Annotated in this window: 19 protein-coding genes; 4 read left to right on the top strand and 15 right to left on the bottom strand. The window is 63.9% G+C overall.

What is annotated here, in order from left to right:
- Positions 1–75 precede the first annotated feature (75 nt).
- The 9 genes from Q0632_RS13215 to sucC all read right to left on the bottom strand — a co-directional run bounded on the left by Q0632_RS13215 (position 76) and on the right by sucC (position 13,073).
- On the bottom strand, positions 76–2,484 hold the full coding sequence (locus Q0632_RS13215) for an ATPase, T2SS/T4P/T4SS family (RefSeq protein WP_298930565.1): 2,409 nt from the start codon (positions 2,482–2,484) through the stop codon (positions 76–78).
- Positions 2,481–3,272, bottom strand: coding sequence for a 3',5'-cyclic-nucleotide phosphodiesterase (locus Q0632_RS13210; protein ID WP_298930562.1), 792 nt, complete (start codon positions 3,270–3,272; stop codon positions 2,481–2,483). Before Q0632_RS13210 ends, Q0632_RS13215 begins: the two co-directional genes overlap by 4 nt.
- Before the next feature lie 8 nt (positions 3,273–3,280).
- Positions 3,281–5,530 (bottom strand): CHASE2 domain-containing protein, encoded by a 2,250-nt coding sequence (locus tag Q0632_RS13205; RefSeq protein ID WP_298930558.1) that lies wholly within the window; start codon positions 5,528–5,530, stop codon positions 3,281–3,283.
- A 49-nt stretch (positions 5,531–5,579) separates the two neighbouring features.
- On the bottom strand, positions 5,580–6,236 hold the full coding sequence (locus Q0632_RS13200) for an FHA domain-containing protein (RefSeq protein WP_298930556.1): 657 nt from the start codon (positions 6,234–6,236) through the stop codon (positions 5,580–5,582).
- Between the two features lie 46 nt (positions 6,237–6,282).
- Entirely contained in the window at positions 6,283–7,068 is a 786-nt protein-coding gene (locus Q0632_RS13195; protein ID WP_298930553.1) for a Stp1/IreP family PP2C-type Ser/Thr phosphatase, read from the bottom strand.
- Positions 7,069–7,082: 14 nt separating this feature from the next.
- Positions 7,083–9,872, bottom strand: a complete 2,790-nt coding sequence (locus Q0632_RS13190) for a CHASE2 domain-containing serine/threonine-protein kinase (protein ID WP_298930548.1) — start codon at positions 9,870–9,872, stop codon at positions 7,083–7,085.
- A gap of 211 nt (positions 9,873–10,083) precedes the next feature.
- Positions 10,084–10,773 (bottom strand): TerC family protein, encoded by a 690-nt coding sequence (locus Q0632_RS13185; protein ID WP_298930546.1) that lies wholly within the window; start codon positions 10,771–10,773, stop codon positions 10,084–10,086.
- 233 nt (positions 10,774–11,006) lie between these two features.
- Positions 11,007–11,900: a succinate--CoA ligase subunit alpha gene (gene sucD / locus Q0632_RS13180; protein ID WP_298930543.1), complete on the bottom strand. Its 894-nt coding sequence runs from the start codon at positions 11,898–11,900 to the stop codon at positions 11,007–11,009.
- A gap of 9 nt (positions 11,901–11,909) precedes the next feature.
- Entirely contained in the window at positions 11,910–13,073 is a 1,164-nt protein-coding gene (gene sucC / locus Q0632_RS13175; protein ID WP_298930540.1) for an ADP-forming succinate--CoA ligase subunit beta, read from the bottom strand.
- A gap of 156 nt (positions 13,074–13,229) precedes the next feature.
- On the opposite strand from sucC, the gene argC reads away from it, so the two are divergent.
- Positions 13,230–14,150 carry an N-acetyl-gamma-glutamyl-phosphate reductase gene (gene argC, locus Q0632_RS13170; protein WP_298930537.1) on the top strand — a complete coding sequence of 307 codons (921 nt, stop codon included), beginning with the start codon at positions 13,230–13,232 and terminating at the stop codon, positions 14,148–14,150.
- A 62-nt stretch (positions 14,151–14,212) separates the two neighbouring features.
- Here argC and recX read toward each other — a convergent pair whose 3' ends face one another.
- Positions 14,213–14,668: a recombination regulator RecX gene (recX, locus tag Q0632_RS13165; RefSeq protein WP_298930534.1), complete on the bottom strand. Its 456-nt coding sequence runs from the start codon at positions 14,666–14,668 to the stop codon at positions 14,213–14,215.
- A gap of 10 nt (positions 14,669–14,678) precedes the next feature.
- Complete coding sequence (gene recA, locus Q0632_RS13160; protein WP_298930531.1) at positions 14,679–15,734, bottom strand: recombinase RecA; 1,056 nt, start codon at positions 15,732–15,734, stop codon at positions 14,679–14,681.
- A 143-nt stretch (positions 15,735–15,877) separates the two neighbouring features.
- Between recA and Q0632_RS13155 the strand changes: the two genes are divergently transcribed.
- From Q0632_RS13155 to Q0632_RS13145, 3 genes are read left to right on the top strand one after another with little or no spacing between them, the layout of a single operon-like run.
- Complete coding sequence (locus tag Q0632_RS13155; protein WP_298930528.1) at positions 15,878–16,357, top strand: MarR family transcriptional regulator; 480 nt, start codon at positions 15,878–15,880, stop codon at positions 16,355–16,357.
- A gap of 48 nt (positions 16,358–16,405) precedes the next feature.
- Entirely contained in the window at positions 16,406–17,080 is a 675-nt protein-coding gene (locus Q0632_RS13150) for a response regulator transcription factor (protein ID WP_298930523.1), read from the top strand.
- 10 nt (positions 17,081–17,090) lie between these two features.
- Positions 17,091–18,545, top strand: coding sequence for a sensor histidine kinase (locus Q0632_RS13145; RefSeq protein ID WP_298930520.1), 1,455 nt, complete (start codon positions 17,091–17,093; stop codon positions 18,543–18,545).
- Here Q0632_RS13145 and Q0632_RS13140 read toward each other — a convergent pair.
- Genes Q0632_RS13140 through Q0632_RS13125 form a run of 4 tightly spaced genes read right to left on the bottom strand, consistent with a single transcriptional unit; the run spans position 18,530 to position 21,107 of the window.
- Positions 18,530–19,183: a glutathione S-transferase family protein gene (locus Q0632_RS13140; RefSeq protein ID WP_298930517.1), complete on the bottom strand. Its 654-nt coding sequence runs from the start codon at positions 19,181–19,183 to the stop codon at positions 18,530–18,532. The two genes, Q0632_RS13145 and Q0632_RS13140, sit on opposite strands and share 16 nt — an antisense overlap.
- Positions 19,184–19,205: 22 nt before the next feature.
- The gene (locus Q0632_RS13135) at positions 19,206–19,841 is read right to left on the bottom strand and encodes an SPOR domain-containing protein (RefSeq protein ID WP_367181199.1); all 636 of its coding nucleotides are present in this window, start codon (positions 19,839–19,841) and stop codon (positions 19,206–19,208) included.
- A gap of 29 nt (positions 19,842–19,870) precedes the next feature.
- Positions 19,871–20,626, bottom strand: coding sequence for a biotin--[acetyl-CoA-carboxylase] ligase (locus tag Q0632_RS13130; RefSeq protein WP_298930512.1), 756 nt, complete (start codon positions 20,624–20,626; stop codon positions 19,871–19,873).
- 1 nt (position 20,627) lies between these two features.
- Positions 20,628–21,107 (bottom strand): SET domain-containing protein-lysine N-methyltransferase, encoded by a 480-nt coding sequence (locus Q0632_RS13125; protein ID WP_298930509.1) that lies wholly within the window; start codon positions 21,105–21,107, stop codon positions 20,628–20,630.
- Positions 21,108–21,155 lie beyond the last annotated feature (48 nt).

The following is a 21,155-nucleotide window of genomic DNA, read 5'->3' as shown; positions in this document are numbered from 1 at the left end:
AAATTTGAAGCGCTGCCGCCTGCCGTTTTGACACGGCATGCTCCTGCGCCTGTTTTACGGGACATTTTTGTCGCCTTACTTGATGCAGACTGACCGAACCTGCTTCAGGTCGGTCATGCCCATCATGATTTTCTCCATGCCGTCCATCTTCAAGGTCCGCATACCACCCTCGACCGCCGCCGCAAAAATCTCCGCCACGCGGGCGCGCTCCTGGATCAGTTTCTTGACAGAGTCGTCGGCGATCAGCAGTTCGTGCAGGCCAATCCGGCCCTTGTAGCCCGTCTTGTTGCACTTCTCGCAGCCCACTGTGCGGTAGAACTTCAGCTTGTCGTCCTGCCCATAGGCCTTGACCCAGCTTTCGTAGAGCATCTGGGCTTCGCCGCCTGGGTCGGCCTTCCAGGCCGCCGAATGGCGCAGTTCCTCGGCGTATTCAGCCAGGAAGGTCTTGATTTCATCGGGCGCGGGCGCGTAGGACTCCTTGCAGTCGCACAGCTTCTTGGCCAGGCGCTGGGCCAGGATGCCCAACAAGGCGTCGGCGAAGTTGAACGGGTCCATCCCCATGTCCAGCAAACGGGTGATGGATTCGGGCGCCGAGTTCGTGTGCAGGGTCGAGAACACCAGGTGGCCTGTCAGCGAGGCCTCCACACCCATGGACACGGTCTCCTTGTCGCGCGATTCACCCACCATGATGATGTCCGGGTCGGCACGCAGAAATGCGCGCATCACCAGCGCGAAATCGATCCCGGCCTTCTTGTTGATCTGGACCTGGCGCAAACCCTTCTGGGTGATTTCAACCGGATCCTCTGCTGTCCAGATCTTGGTGTCCGGTGTGTTGAGGAATTTCAGGATCGAGTGCAAGGTGGTCGTCTTGCCCGAGCCCGTCGGGCCGCAGACATAGAACAGGCCATAGGGCTTGCTCACGGTTCTTTCCACGCGCTCCCCGTTGTGGGGAGTCAGGCCCAGCTTTTCCAGCGGGATCGGCTCGCCTGCCGCAAGAATGCGCATGACGACGTCTTCGACACCGCCAGAGGAAGGGATCGTGGCCACCCGCAACTCGATGTCCAGCGGACCGAACTTCTTGAACTTGATCTTGCCGTCCTGGGGCTTGCGCTTCTCCGAGATGTCCAGATCACACATGATCTTCAGGCGCGTCACCATGGCCTGACGGAAATGCGACGGGACCTCGATATAAGGCTGCAAGCTGCCGTCGATACGAAAGCGGATGCCCGTCTTGGCCTTGCCGGGCAAGGGCTCGATGTGGATGTCCGACACTTTCTGGGTGTAGGCGTCGACGATGACCTTGTTGACGAACTTCACGAGTTCGTTGTCGGCAGCGGCCGATTCGAGAGACCCCTCCTCTGCGCCGTCGTCATCTGCGGGCGACAGATCCGCCAGCAGATCGTCAATGGAGCCGCTTTCCGCCTCGATCCCATACACCTGGCCTAGCGTCTCGAGGAATTCGGTCTGGGTGGTGACCCGGTACGCAAACTTGCTGAAACGCGAAAAGATCTGCGGCACCATGCGTGCGCCCCGCACCGCCTCGGGATCAAGGCACATGATCACCAGGCCATCGGGCGAGTCTTCCAGGGGAGTCCATCCCTGCTCTTCGACGAAGTCGCGCTTGAGCGCGCCATGCAGCATCTCGGAACGGATGCGCCCCTTGTTGAAGGGCTCGTAGGGCACACCAAAAAACTTGGCCAGGGACGGCCCGATCTGCGCCGGCCGGAGACGGAAATCGGCCATCAGCACGTGTTCCACCGACAGGGCCTCTTCGCGCGCCTTCAGGATCGCCTGCTGCAACTCATCGGAGGTGAGAACCCCGTCCGCGATCAAGCCGTCGTACTTGGTGGACTTTCGCCGGTTGCTCTCGTCGACCTTCTGCATCCTCTGGCGAATCGCCGTCGCCAGCGTCTTGCACAGTTGCGATGCCCCCTCGACCTCGAGATCACCGAAGGCCTGGTCGCTCTTGTTGTTGATGACCTGCAATACCCCGTACACCGACTCACCATCGAGGATGGGAACCACCAGCATCTGCTTGGTGCGGTAGCCGGAGCGCTTGTCGACTTCCTTGAGAAAGCTCAGCGTCGGATAGATGCGCTTGAGCGCCTCGTCGTCATAAACGTCGGCGATGTTCAGCATCTGCTTGCTGAACGCCGCATAGCCAGCAATGCTCTGGGCGCTGATTGGAAGCTTCAGGTCGCGGCTGGTGTTCAGTCCGGTCTTGACCTTGGAAACAATGGCGCTGCCGTCTTCATTGATTGCATACAGTGTCAGGCGATCTGCATTGAACAGCTTGCAGATGTCCTGGCTGGCTTCCAGCATCAGCTGGTCGATGTTTTCGGTCTCGTGGATGCGGGTCGAGACCTGCTGAAGCTGGCGATAGAACAACGCCTCGAACGAGACACCGCGCTTTTCCGGCGGAAGCATCTGGGAGTTGAAAAATGCCTGCTCCGAATCCCGCTCTGGCTTGAGCACGGCGTTCATAGGTCGAATTCCTGGCCGGCGCGTAGCCAGCGGATGTCATGCACGACATTGGGCCCGAAAGGCTGGGTCTGGTCGAACTTCTGGATCTCGGTCATGATCAACTCGGTCTCCGCCGGCTTGGTGTGGGTGATGTAGATCGGGAATGACTTGCCCTTGTCAATGCAGTCCAGCTCGTCCGCCAAGGCATTGGGAGACAGATGCAAGCTGCGCCGGGCCAGATCCTTTTCACGGTTGCTGAAGGCCGTTTCGATCACGAGGGCCGCAACATTCATCTGGTTGAGGCGCCGCCAGAAAGCAGGGTTGCGCTCGGTGTCTCCAGTGAACACCCAGCAGCCCTTGCCGGCTGTCACCGCGTAGCCGACTGCGGGCACCGTATGCACGGCCGGCAGGACTTCGATGCGCTTGCCCGTGATCTCCAGAACCTGCCCGACCTCGATTTCATGAAAGCTGATGAAGGGCGCGTCCGGCGTCGGAATCCGGCTGAAATCGGGCCAGATCACGTTGTTGAAGATGTGCGTCTTGAGCGCTGCAATCGTTCCGGGCAGCGCATGGATCCGGACGGGCTTGGTGAGCTGGGACGCAATGGAGTCGATCATCAGGGGCAGGGCTGCCACATGGTCCAGGTGCGAATGGGTCAGCAAGACGTTCTCAATGCCCCGCATCTCTTCCAGAGTGAGATCGCCAACGCCGGTGCCAGCGTCCACAAGCATGTCCTGGTCCAACAGGAAGGACGTGGTCCGACAGTCCTTCGCTATCGCTCCAGAACAGCCCAGAACACGCACCTTCATCACGATCCTTACTTGGTTTCGAAGTTGGTTGCCCCGTCCCACTCGGGGTCAAAAGGCAGCAATCTCATTGAGGCTACACGTTCGGAATACAACTCGTAAAGGTATTTTTTCGCATTCATCCGCTGTAGATTGAGCATCAGCAAATCGCATTGGTCCCAATCCTGCGACCGGTAGGCTTTGAGAAAGCCGGCCCAGATTTTCAATTCGTCGGCATGGTCCTTGTCCAGGCGATCGGCAGGCGCCGCCGGCCAGAAGATTCCCACGGCCTGCTCCTTGCCCTTGACCCTGACTTTGTCGAGCTCCTGCCATGCGAACTCGGGTGCCAGCTTGCGGGTGCTTTCGCTGACAACAATGTCCACGCCATAGACCTTGGACAGGCCTTCCAGCCGCGAACCCAGGTTGACCGAATCACCGATGACCGTGTAGCTGCGGCGGATGTCCGAGCCCATATCGCCCACGCACATCGTGCCGGTGTTCAGACCGATGCCGATACCGATCTCAAGAATGCCCTTGGCGCGGTGCTCCTCGTTGATCTTGCGCACCGCGTTGGCCATTTCCATGGCCGTCTTGACCGAAAGGTAGGCGTGGCCCGATGTTTCCACTGGCGCGCCCCAGAAAGCCATCACGCAATCGCCCATGTACTTGTCAATGGTGCCGCGATTGGCGCGGATCAAATTGGTCAGCCTGCTGAAAACGGAATTGAGAAGCTCCTGCAGCTGCGTCGGCTCCATCTTCTCGGACATCTTGGTGAAGCCACGCATGTCGCAGAACATGACGGTGAGCTCCTTGTTCGCCGCCTTCATGCTGTAACTGTCCGGATCCTTCACCATCTCATCGACCAGTTCGGGCGGCACATAGGTTCCGAACAGGTTGGCGAGTTCACGTTTGGAGCGGCTTTCGACGAAATAGCCGTAACTCATGTTCAGCGCAAACGCGGTCAACGCCATCACCAGCGCGGCGGCCAACGGCAAGACCAGGCCCGCCCCGAGATATAGCCAAAAATTCAGACCGAGCAGCCCAAGCAGGACCAGGGCGCTGGCCGCCACCGCCCTGGGAGCGGACAACAGCGGCAACGAGAATGCCAGCGTCAGGCCGGCCAGGACCAGCACGACCACCTCGAAACCCATTGCATAGTCGGGTTTGACGAAGACCTTGCCGTCGAGCAAGCCGGAAATGACATTGGCATGGGTTTCCACGCCGGCATAGGTTTTGCCCACGGGCGTCACGCGCAGGTCGAGCAAGCCGGGAGCAGTTGTCCCGACAAGCACGATCTTGTCCTTCAGACTACCTTCGGGCAAGCGCTTGGCCAGCACATCGGCAGCGGAAACATACTTGAACGACCCCCCGCCGACGCCCCCCGGACCGCGGAACGGCACCAGAGTTGCCACGCGATCGTCCACCGGGACAGCCAGCGTCTTTTGCCCTTGTCGGAGCACCACGCTCTCGAGCCCCTGGTAGCTTCTCGAAAGAAACCTGTCCCTTGGAAAGCCGGGCTCGACGCCGGGCAGGCCCACCAGCATCCGGAACATCGCCAAAGACAGTGACTCGTAGTACTGCCCTTTGTATTCCGCCAGCAAGGGCACCGATCGCACCACCCCGTCGCCATCGACGATGGGATTGAAGAACCCCGCCATGGGCGCGGCCTTGGCCAGCTGTTCGATGTTGGCGCCATACCCGTTCCAGCTCGTGAATTTGATGGGCCGGCCTTGCAGGTGTTCCTTGTGCATCACCGGCGCAGGCAGGACGCCAGAGGCCCGGCCGTCACGGTCGCTTGTGAAGTAGTAGCCCAGCACCACGGGACGCTGCCCGATGGCCTTGGCGAAACCCGCGTCGTAGTCCAGCGAGGCCTGGATCTGGTTGAGCTTGTCGGCAAAACCAGGCTGGTCTTTCAGTTCGGCTTGCGCCAGTTGGCGAAGGCGCTTCAGGCCGGAACTCTCGTCGGCCTCTGCAAACACGACGTCGAAACCCAGCAAGGCGATTTTGTGCCGATCGAACAGTGTGTCGGACAACTCGGCCAGCCGGTTGCGGCCCCAAGGCCAGCGGCCCACTTCAGCCAGGCTTTGCTCATCGATATCGACGATGACGATGCGCTCATCCAGTGTGCCCGGCATGGTGGCGCGCAGGCGCGCGTCATAAATGATGTCGTCCAGCCGCTGCAACACGCCGATATGCAACACGCCACTGGCATGCAGCAGCGCAAAAGCCAACGGGATCAGCGTGACCGCAATCCGGGACCAATGTTTGGAGAGCACACCCATAGGCCCGGCACCTCGCTATCGTGTTGTCGGCAAAAGCCGAACGGCCCAATCAGGCCTGGACGAACTGCATCTGTGTCCCGGCCAGTTCAAGCAGATCACCGTTCTTGAGCGTGACCGGCTCAGCACCGATAGGAGTTCCGTTGAGTGTCGGCTTGTTGCCACCCTCGACGTGTGCGACAACAAAACCATGCGGCCGCCTGGTGATGGCGGCCACTGCGACGCCGGGCTTGCCGATGGTGGTCACAACCTTGACGAGCGGCACCTCGCGCCCGGCAGCGGCCCCGGACAGGACCTTGATGGCAGCGGCGATGCTGGAATCGCCCACTACAGGAGCTTCCGCCGCTGCTGCAGGCGTTGCCGCGGCTGGAACGACCGAACCCGCCTTGATGATCATCGTCTTCTCGAAGCCGGCGTTCACGGCTTCGTTGACGTATTTGATCTTGTACTTGCCGATCTCGACCGTGTCGCTGTTTTGCAGCAACTGCTTCTTGACGGCCTTGCCATTGACGTATGTGCCATTGGTGCTGTTGAGGTCTTCCAGATAAACCTCGTTGCCCATCATCTGCAGAACGGCATGCTCCCCGCTCACCGCCAGGTTGTCGATCACGATGTCGTTGTACGGCCGGCGCCCCAGGGTCGTCCGGTCCTTGCTCAGCTGCACTTCCTTGATGACGACACCGTCGATCGACACGATCATTTTCGGCATGGTCGGCTCCTGTCTAAAACTTGTTCTGGGGCATGAATACCAAAGACTATTTTCCCAGCAATCTGGAAATCAAGCCGCGTTTTGTCGATCCGCTGCTGGCAAGCGCCAGCAGAACGGAGATGTTGTCCCGACCGCCATTTGCATTGGCTGCGTCAATGAGCTGCACCACTTTTTCTTCCAGGGTGGCTCCGGTTTCGAGAATTCTGGCGATGCCACCATCGTCCACCATGTCCGACAGTCCATCGGAACACATCAGGTAGATGTCGCCCGGCTCGACCTTGTGCTCGTTGACCTCCAGCAGCACCGCGTCCTCCACGCCCAGGGCGCGGGTGACCAGGTTCTTGTTGGTGGAAGTGGCGGCTTGCTCAGGGGTGATCAGGCCAGCATCCATCTGCTCCTGCAGCAAGGAGTGGTCCTTGGTGATCTGGACAAAATCCCCGCCCCGCATCCGGTAGCACCGCGAGTCGCCGATGTGGCCCAGCATCAACCGCTCGTCCTGGAAGACGCCCAGCACCAGCGTCGTTCCCATTCCGCTGTACTGGGGGTTGGAATTGGCGGCGTTGAAAATCGAGCGGTTGGCATTGTCCACGCAGATTTCCATGGCGCGGCGTACCTCCCTGGCATTGGCATGCCGTCCTGCCTGGGACAGCCAGCGGCCCAATTCGGACTTGATGAAAGTCGTCGCCATGCCACTGGCAATCTCGCCCGCGTTGTAGCCACCCATGCCGTCGGCCAGCACCCCGAGCCGGGTCAACTCTTCAAACGTGACGGAATCCTCGTTGTTCTCGCGCGCGAGACCCGGATCGGTGCGTAAACAGAACTCGTAATTCATTGATTGTCCGGGGGTTACGCTTCGTTGCCGGCTTTGCCATCACCGGCGAGCGACGAGTCAGGCATCGGGGGCCTGCTGGTCACTGAGGTTTTCGCAAATGCGTCAATGTCGCTCGCCGCCAATTTCTGGGTCGCATCATAGCTGGGTGCAGCTGAGGGCGAAACATCTGCCCCAACCACGGTGGCCTCGAAAGCTGCCGCCGGCGTGGCGGCGAACGCAACTGTCTTCTGCGCATCGACGCCAGTCCCTGCAGGTGCGGCCGTCACCGGCGCCCGGGCGGCGCCGGACAATTCGGCAATGGCCGCGCGCAGGTCGGCCGCGAACTGGTCGCCATCCTGGTAGCGCGCCTCGGACTTCTTGGCCAGCGACAGCGCCACCACGCCGGCAAGGTGCGCAGGAATATCCTTGCGGATGATCCGGATGTCGGGCGCCTCCTCGTTGGCGATCTTGTACATCAGCTCCGCCATCGAATCGCCGCGGAAGGGCAGAACGCCGGACAGCATCTGGAACAGCATCACGCCCAGCGAATACAGGTCCGATCTGCCATCGACCTTCTTCCCGGCAATCTGCTCGGGCGACATGAAGCTGGGCGTGCCAAGCACCAGACCGGTCTTGGTCTTGCTGGAGTCGGTGATGCGCGCGATGCCGAAGTCCGTCACCTTGACCGTGTCACTGGCGTCCTCGTACATGATGTTGGCGGGCTTGATATCGCGGTGCACCACGTTCTGCCGATGGGCATAAGCAAGCGCCTCGGCCACCCGGGCCACGATGGACAGCACCCTGGGCGCCGGCAGCAGTTGACCATCCTTGCAGAAGTCCGCCAGGTCCTTTCCCTTGAGGAACTCCATGGCAATGTACGCAAGGTCGTGTTCCTCGCCTGCATCGAAGATCGTGACGATGTTCTGGTGCTGCAGCCGGCCAGCCGTTTCCGCCTCGCGGAAGAAGCGCTCCCGGGCGTCGCTCAGTTCGTCGCCCTCGAACTCCTGGCTCAGGGCCAAGGTCTTGATGGCCACCACGCGCCCGATCTTGGGATCCTTGCCCAGATAGACCACGCCCATGGCGCCTTTGCCCAGTTCTTTTTCGACCTGGTAACGGCCCAGCATGGGTTTCTCGACAGCTCCGCCGTCCAGGAGCATGGTGCCGCCGGGGTGGGCGCCGCCCCCGCCCAGGATCACGGTTTCCGACAGGTTCTTGGCCCGGTTCAGCTTGGACTGCAGGTCCTTGAAGCCCTTGTTCCAGGCGGCCATATGCTCGTACACCGCCTGGGCCTTGTTGAACTGGCGCTTGCGCTCGAAGTCCAGGGCCAGGTTGTAGAGGTTCTCCATCACGGCGTCGCTCATGGGCACGCGGCGAAAACGGTCGAACGCCATGTCCAGTTGCCCCTGGCCTTGCAGGGCCAGGCCCATCATCCGGTTGGTCTCCGCAGATTCGTCATCCGACTTGAGCTTGCCAGCCTCGGCGACCAGGAATCGCTTGGTGGTCAACGCCAGATGGCCGATCACCAGCAAGGCCGCGGGGAACACCAGCTTGAGCCACAACGCCGCACTGGACAAAAGGACGAACTCGCTGCCCACCAGGAGCACGAACAGGCCTGCCGTGAGGGCCGCGCCCATGCCGGCGCTCAGACGCGGCAACAGGGCCACCAGATAGCCGGCCACCAGCAGGAATACTCCGAGCGCGGCCCATACGCCCCATCCCGGCTGGACGATGAAATGCTCACCCAGAATGCTGGAGGTGATGTGGGCCAGCATCTCGGCGGGTGACAGGCCGGCATAGCCGGGGGTGGGAAAGGTCGTGCCCACGCCCGCCGCGGTCGCGCCGATCAGGACGATCTTGTCCGCATACTTGCTGGCCGGGATCTTGCCGCTGAGCACGTCGTAGAAGGAGTCGATCGCGAATGCCGGCTTGCCATCGCGCGCCCGGTAGAACTGCGGCAGCATGCGTGCCATGTCGTCGGTCTTGACGCGCAGCTTGCCGATCTGGACCGACTCACCCGGATGGAGCTTGATGTCGCCGGGCCCCAGGTTCAGGCTGCGTGCGGCAGCAAGCAGGGCCATGGACGGGACGGCCTTGCCGTAGTAATTGACCAGCAGTGGATCGTCGCGCACAGCGCCATCGACGTCGTTGAGCTGGTTGAGGTGGCCGACACCGGCCGCAGCGCTGCCCAGAATCGGAATTGGGTACTGGCCGCGGACCGCAGGGAATGAGAAGCCGTTGCTCTCGTCGACAACACTCTTGGCCATGAAGCCCGGCAACGGACTGTCGGCCTTGCCCTGCGGCTCGCCCAGCAGGAAAACCGAGGGGATCAGCACGTTGCCAGCCTTGGTGATGCTGGCGGCGAGCTTGGCGTCGGTGTCCAGTGTCTCTTCGGCCTCGGTAATCACCTTGCCAAGCTGCTCGCCGATCCCACCCTGCCCGGCCTCCGCCGATGGACCCAGGGCCTCCTTGATCTTGCGGATGAACACTAGGCCACGGTCCGCCTGTGGCTCGAAAAAGAAGGCCGTGTTGACCACGGTCTTGGCCTTGGCAGCCGCCAGCTGGTCGATGAGCTGGGCATGGACATCGCGCGGCCAGGGCCAGCGACCGATATTGGCGATGCTCTGGTCATCGATGGCGATGATGGCAATGCGGTCTGAGGGCTGGCGCGAGCTCTGGGTGCTGGCGTAATCGTAGAAACGGCGCTCCAAAGTGCCGATCAAGTCGGTGGCCTGGTGCAGGATTACCACGCCGGCCACGACCAGCACGCCCACGAACCAGTCCGTGCGCCAAAACTGGCTGCGCTTTGCCGACGACGATGTGCTCACTTCCCCACCCCTTGTCCAGATGGCCGATCTAAAATACTGTGATTTTTCACAGCATTCCGCGCCCGCTACGCCACGAGAAGGGTGCAGACTCCTGGCTGGACGTTAACAGAGCCCCAACGGACGGACAAGGGACTTTGTCACCGCATTAGTACGTTCTGTTGCAAACGCGCACGGCCAGCAAAAGCCGGCCGCGTCGCGTCTGAAACCGGCCTCAGCCAGCGTGAGAGGCTGTCTTGGCCCGTCCTTGCAGGAACTTGCCCAGCCCGACCACAAGGGCCGCACCGGCAGCAGCGCCAGCATAGTGCAGCCAGGGGTTGGCGGCCACGACGTCCCTGAGCATGGCGTCGCCAAGCATGGTTTCCCCGCCCACCCAGCCGATCAGCGCAGCGCCCAGCACGATGATGATGGGGAAGCGCTCCATGAGCTTGATCATCAGCGTGCTGCCGAAGATCACCAGCGGGATGCTCACTGCCAGGCCGATGATCAACAAGGTGGTGCTGCCCTTGGCAGCCGCGGCGACGGCGATGACGTTGTCCAGGCTCATGACCAGGTCCGCGATGAGGATGGTGCGGACGGCCGCCATCAGGGAACCGTTCTCCTTGGCGCCCCCCTCTTCTTCGCCCTCGTCACCAAGCAACTGGACACCGATCCACAGCAGCAGCAGCCCGCCGACGATCTGCAGGTAAGGCAGAGCCAGCAGTTGGACCGCCACAATGGTCAGCGCAATGCGCATGACGACGGCGGCGCCGGAGCCCCAGAGAACGGCCTTGCGCTGCTGGTGCGGCGGCAGTGAGCGGGCGGCCAGCGCGATCACGACCGCGTTGTCACCCGACAGGATGATGTTGATCCAGATGATCTTGACCAGACCGATCCAGAAGTCTGTGCTTTGCAGCAATTCCATGCGCCATCTCCATTGTTATATGTTGTGCTTGCCCATCGCCATGGGGTGCGTGCGCATCCTCGGCTGGTTCAGGACAAAAGCTCTTGACTGGCGTCAAGTTTGGAAAAATTCGGCCCGGGTGGAAACCCGCCATGGGCCACATGAAAGAGGCGCCGCGAACCCAGGTCCGGAGCGCCTCCGTTTCCCCGTCGCAGTGTAGCCGTGCGGCCCGCGGGGAGCGTTCGTAATTCTGCTTACAGCTTGGCCTTGAGCAGCTTGGCCAGCTCGGAGAAGTTGCGTGTCACGGTGAAGCCGCTTTCTTCCATGATGGCCAGCTTGGCTTCGGCCGTATCGGCACCGCCGGAAATCAGCGCGCCGGCATGGCCCATGCGCTTGCCCGGAGGGGCGGTCACGCCGGCGATGAAGCCGACCACGGGCTTTTTCATGTTGGCCTTGCACCAGCGGGCGGCGTCCGCCTCGTCCGGGCCGCCGATCTCGCCGATCATGATGACGGCATCGGTTTCCGGATCGTCGTTGAAGGCCTGCATCACGTCGATGTGCTTGAGGCCATTGATGGGATCGCCGCCGATGCCCACGGCGCTGGACTGGCCCAGGCCGATCTCGGTCAGCTGCGCCACCGCTTCGTAGGTCAGCGTGCCGGAGCGGCTGACGACGCCGATGCGGCCCTTGCGGTGGATGTGGCCGGGCATGATGCCGATCTTGATTTCTTCGGGCGTGATCAGGCCGGGGCAGTTGGGGCCCAGCAGCAGGGTCTTCTTGCCGCCGGCGGCCTCCTTGGCCTTCATCCGGTTGCGCACTTCCAGCATGTCGCGCACCGGGATGCCTTCGGTGATGCAGATGGCCATGTCCAGGTCGGCCTCGACGGCCTCCCAGATGGCGGCAGCGGCGCCGGCCGGCGGCACGTAGATCACCGAGACGGTGGCGCCGGTCTGCTTGGCGGCATCCTTGACCGAGCCGAAGATCGGGATGTTGAAGATCGACTCGCCGGCCTTCTTCGGGTTGACGCCTGCGACGAAGCAGTTCTTGCCGTTGGCATATTCCTGGCACTTTTCGGTGTGGAACTGACCGGTCTTGCCGGTGATGCCTTGGGTGATGACTTTGGTGTCTTTGTTGATGTAGATCGACATGACTGTTCCTTACTTCGCGACGGCCGCAACCACTTTTTGGGCTGCTTCGGCCATGGTGTCGGCGCTGATGATGGGCAGACCGGACTCGGCCAGCAGCTTCTTGCCTTCGACTTCGTTGGTGCCCTTCATGCGCACCACCAGCGGCACTTGCAGGTTCACCGCCTTGCAGGCTGCGATCACGCCGGTGGCGATGGTGTCGCATTTCATGATGCCGCCGAAGATGTTGACGAGGATGGCTTCCACGTTCTTGTTCTTGAGCATGATCTTGAAGGCCTCGGTCACCTTCTCGGGAGTGGCGCCGCCGCCCACATCCAGGAAGTTGGCCGGCTCGCCGCCGAACAGCTTGATGGTGTCCATGGTGGCCATGGCCAGGCCGGCGCCGTTGACCAGGCAGCCGATGTTGCCGTCCAGCGAGATGTAGGCCAGGTCGAACTTGGAAGCCTCCACTTCGGCCGCGTCCTCCTCGTCCAGGTCGCGCAGGGCCACGATCTCGGGGTGGCGGAACAGCGCGTTGCTGTCGAAGTTGAACTTCGCGTCCAGCGCCATGACCTTGCCCTTGCCGTCGCGGTTGAGCGGGTTGATCTCGACCAGCGAGGCGTCCGTCTCCATGTAGCAGGCGTACAGCTTCTTGAGGATATCCACAGTCTGCGCGGTGGAGTCGGCCGGCATGCCGATGCCGTCGGCGATCTGCTTGGCTTGCGCGTCCGTCAGGCCGTCCTTGGGGTCGGCCAACACGGTGATGATCTTCTCGGGCGTGGAGTGCGCCACTTCCTCGATGTCCATGCCGCCTTCGCTGGAGGCGATGAACGCGACCTTCTGCGTGGCGCGGTCGGTCACGGCCGAAATGTAGTATTCCTTGTTGATGTCGGCGCCGTCCTCGATGTACAGACGGCGCACTTTCTGGCCTTCCGGGCCGGTCTGGTGGGTCTTGAGCTGCATGCCCAGGATCTCGCCAGCCAGGCGCTTGACATCGTCGATGGACTTGGCGACCTTGACGCCGCCACCCTTGCCGCGGCCGCCGGCGTGGATCTGGGCCTTGACCACCCAGACCGGCCCGCCGAGCTTTTGCGCGGCTTCCACCGCCTCTTGAACCGTGAAGGCCGGGATGCCGCGCGGCACCGGGACGCCAAACTTGGCAAGGATTTCCTTGCCCTGGTACTCGTGAATCTTCATGAGGTGTCTCTCGAGGAACTGGGGTTGTGCCCGACGACGGGCGTGGGGCGTCTTGCAGCACACCTGCAAGGTGCAGCCTCCAACTGTATCATGCTGCAATGCACCAAAACGCAGCTTGGCTTACAGTGCCAGGAAGCAGTTTTTCAGGAACAAAAGATGGCCAGAATCTTCATTGACGGCGAAGCCGGCACCACCGGTCTGCAAATCCGCGAGCGGCTGGAAAAAATGCCGCAGGTCGAACTCGTGAGCATCGCGCCGGAACTGCGCAAGGACGCCGCCGCCAAACGCGAACTGATGGCCAGCGTGGACCTGGTGATCCTGTGCCTGCACGACGACGCCGCACGCGAATCGGTGGCCATGATCGATGACATCGAGAAGACCACGGGACGCGCGCCCCGCATCATCGACGCGTCCACCGCGCACCGCACAGCGCAGGGTTGGGTCTTCGGTTTTCCGGAGCTCGCGCCGGGCCAGCGTGACGCTGTGGCCAGAGCGAAAAAGGTGAGCAACCCGGGCTGCTATTCGACCGGCGCGATCGCGCTGCTGCGTCCGCTGGTGGACGCTGGCATCTTGCCCAAGGACCATCCCGTCGTGCTGCCGGCGACCAGCGGCTATTCGGGCGGCGGCCGCAGCATGATCGAGGCCCATGAACAGGGCAATGCGCCGGGCTTCGAGATCTATGGCCTGGGCCTCAAGCACAAGCACCTGCCGGAGATCATCAAGTACACCGGCCTGACGCGCAGGCCCATCTTCATCCCCTCGGTCGGCAACTACCGCCAGGGCATGCTGGTGGAGCTCGGCCTGCATCTTGACACCCTGCCCGGCACACCGTCGGTGGCCGACCTGCAGGCGGCCCTGCATAAACATTATTCCGATAGCGAATGGGTCACGGTGGAAGCACCGACCCCCGATGGCAAGCTCGACGCCCTGGCCTTGAACGACACCAACAAGATGGAATTGCGGGTCTACGGCAGCGACGAATACCGCCAAGCCATCCTGGTGGCGCGGCTGGACAACCTGGGCAAGGGTGCCAGCGGCGCCGCAGTGCAAAACCTGAAGTTGATGCTGGGCCTGTGATTTGCTCCTGATTCAGGAGCAAAGAGTCCAGTTTTGACGCGGGCTAGCGCCAAATTTTGCTCCTAATCAGCAGCGCCGGAGCCCTTGAGCACCCTGCCGATCACCTCACCGCCAAAGCCGCGCGCAGCCAGAAAGCGCGCCTGCTTGCCGCGCTCGGCCGCATCACGCGGCAAGACCTCGAACTTGCGCTGCCAGACCGCGCGCGCCCGTTCCAGCTCCGTGCCCTTGAGCCGCTCCATGGCCTGCGCCACCAGTTCGCCGTCCAGCCCCTTGCCCTGCAGTTCCTGGCGGATGCGGCCGGCGCCGAGCTTGGCAGCGCGCCGGTTCAACACCGATTCGACGACCCGCTCCTCGCTGATGAAGCCCTTGGCCTGCAGCTCGTCGAGCACGGCGCGCAGCTGGTCGGGCTCCTGCTCATGCGGGGCCAGCTTGCGCTCGAGCTCGGCGCGCGAATGCTCACGGCCGCTGAGCAGGCGCAGGGCCCGCCCCTTGAGCGACAGCTGGCCCAGCAATGCCATGGCTGCGTGCTCAGGCCTCGGCTTCGACGTCGGCCGGCAGCAGCGGGATGTTCAGCGACTCGCGCACCTTGTTCTCGATCTCGCGTGCCAGCACGGGGTTCTCGCGCAGGAACTCGCGGGCGTTGTCGCGGCCCTGGCCGATCTTCTCGCCGTTGTAGGCATACCAGGCGCCGGATTTTTCCAGGATGCGCGCGGTGACGCCCATGTCGATGATCTCGCCATGGCGGCTGATGCCCTCACCGAACAGGATGTCGAACTCCGCCGTCTTGAAGGGCGGCGCCACCTTGTTCTTGACCACCTTGACCTTGGTCTCGTTGCCGATGGCCTCCTCGCCCTTCTTGATGGTGCCGGTACGGCGGATGTCCAGGCGCACCGAGGCGTAGAACTTCAGCGCGTTGCCGCCGGTCGTGGTCTCGGGGCTGCCGAACATCACGCCGATCTTCATGCGGATCTGGTTGATGAAGATCACCATGCAGTTGGTCTTCTTGATGGTGGCGGTCAGCTTGCGCAGGGCCTGGCTCATCAAACGGGCCTGCAGGCCGGGCAGGGAGTCGCCCATCTCACCCTCAATTTCGGCCTTGGGCGTGAGCGCGGCGACCGAGTCGATGACGATCAGGTCGACCGCGCCGGAACGCACTAGGCTGTCGCAGATTTCCAGGGCCTGCTCGCCGGTGTCGGGCTGGCTGATCAGCAGGTCCGACAGGTTCACGCCCAGCTTCTGCGCGTACTGCACGTCCAACGCGTGCTCTGCATCGATGAAGGCGCACTGGCCGGCCTGGCGCTGCATCTCGGCGATGACCTGCAGCGTGAGCGTGGTCTTGCCCGAGGACTCCGGGCCGTAGATTTCGATCACCCGACCGCGCGGCAGGCCGCCCACGCCCAGGGCGATGTCCAGGCCCAGCGAGCCGGTGGACACCACCTGGATGTCCTCCAGCTTTTCGCCCTCACCCAGCCGCATGATCGTGCCCTTGCCGAACTGCTTGTCGATCTGGGCCAGCGCGGCCTGCAAGGCCTTGCTCTTCTCGCTGTCGGCGGCGATACGGGTTCCTTTGACTTGGGCATCCATAGAAATTCTCCTTGTGAATCAGTGGGTTAGCTCATTTCATCCAGCTGTCTTCATGCACAGGCTGGATGCTTGACCAGTACTTTAACGCAGCCGCTTGCCGGAAGTAAACGCGTTTTTTGGTCAGTTTGCCTTACTATTAAGGCATGCAGACTCCGATCGAAGAAGGCTGGCGCCAGACCCATCTGGGCCGCCTGCTAGGCCACGCGACCCGCCGCTTCGACGAACGCGTGCTCTACCTGATGGCCCACAACATCGACGTGCCCCTGGCCCTGTCCAACCTGGCGGCGCGGGCCCAGATCGGCGCCGCCCACATCCATGTCACGCGCCACCTGGCGCTGGCGGGCTCGCGCCTGACCGAGCTGGCGCAAAACGCCGGCATGAGCAAGCAGGCCATGGGCGACCTGGTCAACCAGTGCGAGGCCTGGGGCGTGGTGGTGCGCGAGAGCGACCCGCAGGACGCCCGCGCCCGCAAGGTCCGCTTCACGCCCGCCGGCCTGGCCTGGCTGCAGGCCTTCAAGGACGCGGTGGCACAGGCCGAGGCGGAGTTCCGCGCCGAGGTCGGGACCGAGGTCGCGGCGGTGGTGATGATCGGCCTGGAGGCCTACGCCGGCCCCACGGCCTAGAATTTAGGCAGCACCGTTGGGAGCGGGCGTATACAACAGGAGACAGCCATGCGGATTCTCATCGCCGAAGACGACCAGGTGCTGGCAGACGGCCTGCTACGGACATTGCGCGCCTCGGGCGCCGCCGTCGACCATGTGGGCAGCGGCACCGAGGCCGATGCGGCCCTGATGACCAACAACGAGTTCGACCTGCTGATCCTCGACCTGGGCCTGCCCAAGATGCATGGCCTGGAGGTGCTGCGCAAGCTGCGCAGCCGGGGCTCTTCCATGCCGGTGCTGATCCTCACCGCGGCCGACAGCGTGGAAGAACGCGTCAAGGGCCTGGACTACGGCGCCGACGACTACATGGCCAAGCCCTTCAGCCTGCAGGAGCTGGAGGCCCGCGTGCGGGCGCTGACGCGGCGCGGCATGGGCGGCACCAGCAACACCATCAAGCACGGCCCGCTGGTCTACGACCAGGCCGGCCGCGTGGCGACCATTGACGGCCGAATGGTCGAACTGTCGGCGCGCGAACTGGGCCTGCTGGAGGTACTGCTGCAGCGCGCCGGTCGCCTGGTCAGCAAGGACCAGCTGGTCGAGCGCCTGTGCGAGTGGGGCGAAGAGGTCAGCAACAACGCCATCGAGGTTTACATCCACCGCCTGCGCAAGAAGATCGAGAAAGGCCCGATCCGCATCGCCACCGTGCGCGGCCTGGGCTACTGCCTGGAGAAGATCCCGGGATGACCGGCCGCGCATGAAAATCTTCCAGCGTGAGCAACGCTCGCTGTTCGGCGAGATCCTGGACTGGATGCTCACGCCATTGCTGCTGCTGTGGCCGGTCAGCCTGGCGCTGACCTGGCTGGTGGCGCAAAGCATCGCCGGCCGTCCCTTCGACCGCGCGCTGGAGTACAACGTCCAGGCCCTGTCGCAGCTGATCACCATCCAGCAGCAGCGCGTGGTGTTCAACTTGCCGCAGCCGGCGCGCGAGATGCTGCGCGCCGACGATTCGGACCACGTCTACTACCAGGTGCTGGGCGCCCGCGGCGAGCTCCTGAGCGGCGAGCGCGACTTCCCGGTGCCGCCCGAGGATGACAAGCTGCAGCCGGGCGAGGTGCGCCTGCGTGACGACGAGATGCGCGGGCTGGACGTGCGCGTGGCCTACACCTGGGTGCGGCTGGACCTGCCGGGCGCGCAACCGGCCCTGGTGCAGGTGGCCGAGACGCGCGAGAAGCGCTCGGTCCTGGCCACCGAAATCATCAAGGGCGTGATGCTGCCGCAGTTCGTCATCCTGCCGCTGGCCGTGCTGCTGGTCTGGCTGGCCCTGGTGCGCGGCATCAAGCCGCTGTCGCAGCTGGAAGAGCGCATCCGCCAGCGCAAGCCCGACGATCTGAGCCCGCTGGACGACAAGGCCGTGCCGCTGGAAGTGGCGCCCCTGGTGTCGTCGGTGAACGACCTGCTGACCCGCCTGAAGGACTCAATCGCCACGCAAAAGCGCTTCCTGGCCGACGCCGCCCACCAGCTCAAGACGCCGCTGGCGGGCCTGCGCATGCAGGCCGATCTGGCCCAGCGCGAGGGCTCCAGCGCCGAGGAACTCAAGCAGTCGCTCAAGCAGATCGGCCGCTCCAGCATGCGCGCCACCCACACGGTCAATCAGCTGCTGGCACTGGCGCGGGCCGAGAGCAGCGGCAGGGCCCTGGCGCGCCAGCCTTGCGACCTGGTTCGGCTGACCATGGAGGCGGTGCAAGACTCACTGCCGCGCAGCATGTCCCTGCACGTCGACCTGGGCTACGAAGGCGCGGCGCCGGGCACGGCCGGCGTCGCCGTCGCTGGCAATCCCACCCTGCTCAAGGAAATGATCCGCAACCTGCTGGACAACGCCATCAGCTACACGCCGTCGAGCGCCGAACATCCGGGCGTGATCACGGCCCGGGTGCTGGCCGATCCCTTCGGCCATGTGTTGGTGCTGCAGGTGGAGGACTCGGGCCCGGGCATCCCCGAAAACGAGCGCGAGCTGGTGTTCCAGCCCTTCTACCGCACCCTGGGCACCAATGTCGACGGCTCGGGCCTGGGCCTGCCCATCGTCCTGGAGATCGCCCGCCAGCACGACGCCGGCATCTCGCTGGAAGATGCCCGGCCGGGCGAGACGCCGCCGGGCACGCGGGTCAGCGTGCGCTTTGTGCTGGACGCATCGGCTCAGGCCGGCTTGTAGACATTGATCTGCAGGCGCTCGCGCTCGATGGCGCGCGCCACTGCAGGCAGCTGCGCGACCTTCTGCGCATGGGCCCACAGGGCCAGAAAGCCCGCCGGATCGATGCCGGCAAAGCCGCCCCAGCGCAGCAGGGTCAGCGCATAGGCGTCCAGCGGGCCGAAGCTCTCGCCGCCCAGGAAGGCCTGGCCCTTGGCCGCCGCCGCCTGGGCCATGGCCTCGATCTCGGTCAGCATGGGGCCGTACAGCGAGACCGCATGGGCCTTGATCTCGGCCTGGCCCTGCTCGGTCGGCGCAAACTTGAAGGGCATGAACACATGGGTGAAGGTGGGATGCACCGTGTTGTTCATCCAGGCCAGGGTTTCCAGGACCTTGGCCTTGGCCAGCGGATCGCGCGGCAGCAAGCCCTTTTCGGGGAAACGATCGCTTAGATAATTGACGATGGCCAGGATCTGGGTGATGACCGTGTCGCCATCGACCAGCACCGGCACCTGGCCACGCGGGTTGATGGCCCTGTACTCAGGCGACAGGTTCTCCTGCTTGTGCAGCTTGACCAGCACCGGCTCGAAAGGCTCGCCGATGGTCTCGAGCAGGGTGTGGGGCACGAAAGAGCAGGCGCCCGGGGCGAAGTACAGCTTCATGGTCGATGTCTCCTGTGCTTGTTCAGCGGCAGGGCCGCAGCGCAGCCCCGTTGAGCAGGGGCCGCAGTTCGTCCAGGCGCGGCCGCAGGCTCTCGTCCAGCGCCGGCAGCAAGAGCCGCTGGCCGCGCACCTCGGCCCGCTCCTGCGCCACGCGGGCGGTGCGCACGCCGCGCTCGTTCAGGCGCTCCAGTTGCCCGCTGGCGGCCGCCTGGCTGGCAAAGCTGCCCAGCGACAGGCCCAGTTCCATGGTGGGGTTGGACAGGGGCTCGAAGGACACGCCGATCTGGCGCAGCTCGGCCTTCTTCTTGTTGACGCTGTCCGCCGTCTGGTACTTGCCCATGTAGATGATCCAGCGCGCCGGCTCGACCACCGGCTCCAGCGTCCAGGTGCCGGCCGGCCAGGCCTGCAGCGCAGGGCGAACGGCCTCGGCCACGTTGTCGGCCAGCGGGCCGGCCTGCAGGCATTCGGGCGGGCGCGCGGCCGGCGCCGTGGTTTCGATGCGCCGGGCCTCTTCGGCGCCGACGATGCTCAGCGCCTCGGGCCGGATCTGCTGGCCCATGCGCTGGGGTTCGGCCTGCTGCACCGGGCCCAGCCCCCACTGCAGCAGCAGACCCTGCGTCCAGGCGAAGAAGGCGCCGTTGGCCAGGAGCAGGAGCAAAACAATGATGCGAAGCATGGGGGCGGCGATCAGGCGGGGCGGACGCTCACTTCGGAGCTGGTGACGGCTTGCATGCCCTGTGCAGTATGCACCAGCAGGGCGCCGCTCTCGCTGGCGCCGTGGGCCGTTCCGGCCTGGCCGTCGCTGAGCGTGACGGCCCGGTCGCGCAAGGCGTCTCGGGCGTTGAAACGGGCCTGGAAGGGGGCGAAGCCCAGGCTTTCAAAGGCCTGCACGGCCTGCATCAGGGGCGCGGCGATGCGCTCCAGGGCCTGGCCGGCGTCCAGCGCCGGCAGCAGCTCCTGCAGCCAGGCCGGGGCGGTGGACAGGCCCTGGGCGGCGCGCGGCGCGATGTTCAGCCCCATGCCGATGACGGCATAGCGGCCGGCCTCGCCCTGGCCGAAGCTGGCCGTCTCGATCAGGATGCCGCCGAGCTTGCGGTCCTGCAGCCACAGGTCATTGGGCCATTTGAGCTGGACGCGCGGGTGCAGGCTTTCGGCCAAGCTCACGCCCACGGCCAGCGACAGGCCCGACCAGTCCGCCGGCGCCAGCGGCAGGCCCAGGGAAAAGGTCAGGGAGTCGCCCGGCGCGCTGTGCCACTGGCGGCCCAGCCGCCCGCGGCCGGCGCTTTGCCGCTCGCCCACCAGCAGCACCGGCTCGAGCCGGCCGGCGCGGGCCCGACGCATCAGCTCGGTGTTGGTCGAATCGACCTCAGGCAGGATTTCGACGGTGAAATCCGGCAACAAGGGCGCAACGCCCTCCCAGACAGCCTCCGCCGGCCAGATCACGTCAGCGCTTGCCCCGCTTGGGCGCCAGCAGGGTGCCGCGGCAGTTCTTGCTGCCGCACCAGCAGGGGTATTCGGCCTTGAGCTTCTTGGTGTATTTCTCGTCGATGATCAGGCCGTAGTCGTAATTGAGCTCTTCGCCGGCCTTGATGTTGCGCAGGGCCTTGATGAAAATGCGGCCTTCTTCCTCGTCGGGCTCGCAGTTGGGATCGCAGGAGTGGTTGATCCAGCGCGAGGAGTTGCCGCCGACCTTGGCGTCGATCACGTGCTTGTCGTCCACGTGGAAGTAGAAAGTGTGGTTCGGATCCTTGGGATCGTGCGGATGGCGGCGCTGGGCTTCCTTCCAGGTGATGACCTCGCCCACGTATTCAATCAAGGTCTCGCCCTGGGCGATGGGCTGCAGGGCGAAGACCCCCTTGCCGTGGACCCCCGACTTGCGGGTCTGGATTCTGCGGTAGGGGTCGCCGCCGGGTTTTTTGGCCATTCGCGAAACTCTGTTAAGTTGAATATGCACACGTACGTGCGCGTGCGC

Source organism: uncultured Ramlibacter sp., from assembly GCF_936925435.1.
In the GTDB taxonomy this organism is placed as follows: Bacteria; Pseudomonadota; Gammaproteobacteria; order Burkholderiales; family Burkholderiaceae_C; genus Ramlibacter.
The sequence above is the reverse complement of the archived record's forward strand: the minus strand, read 5'-3'. Positions and strand labels throughout refer to the sequence as shown.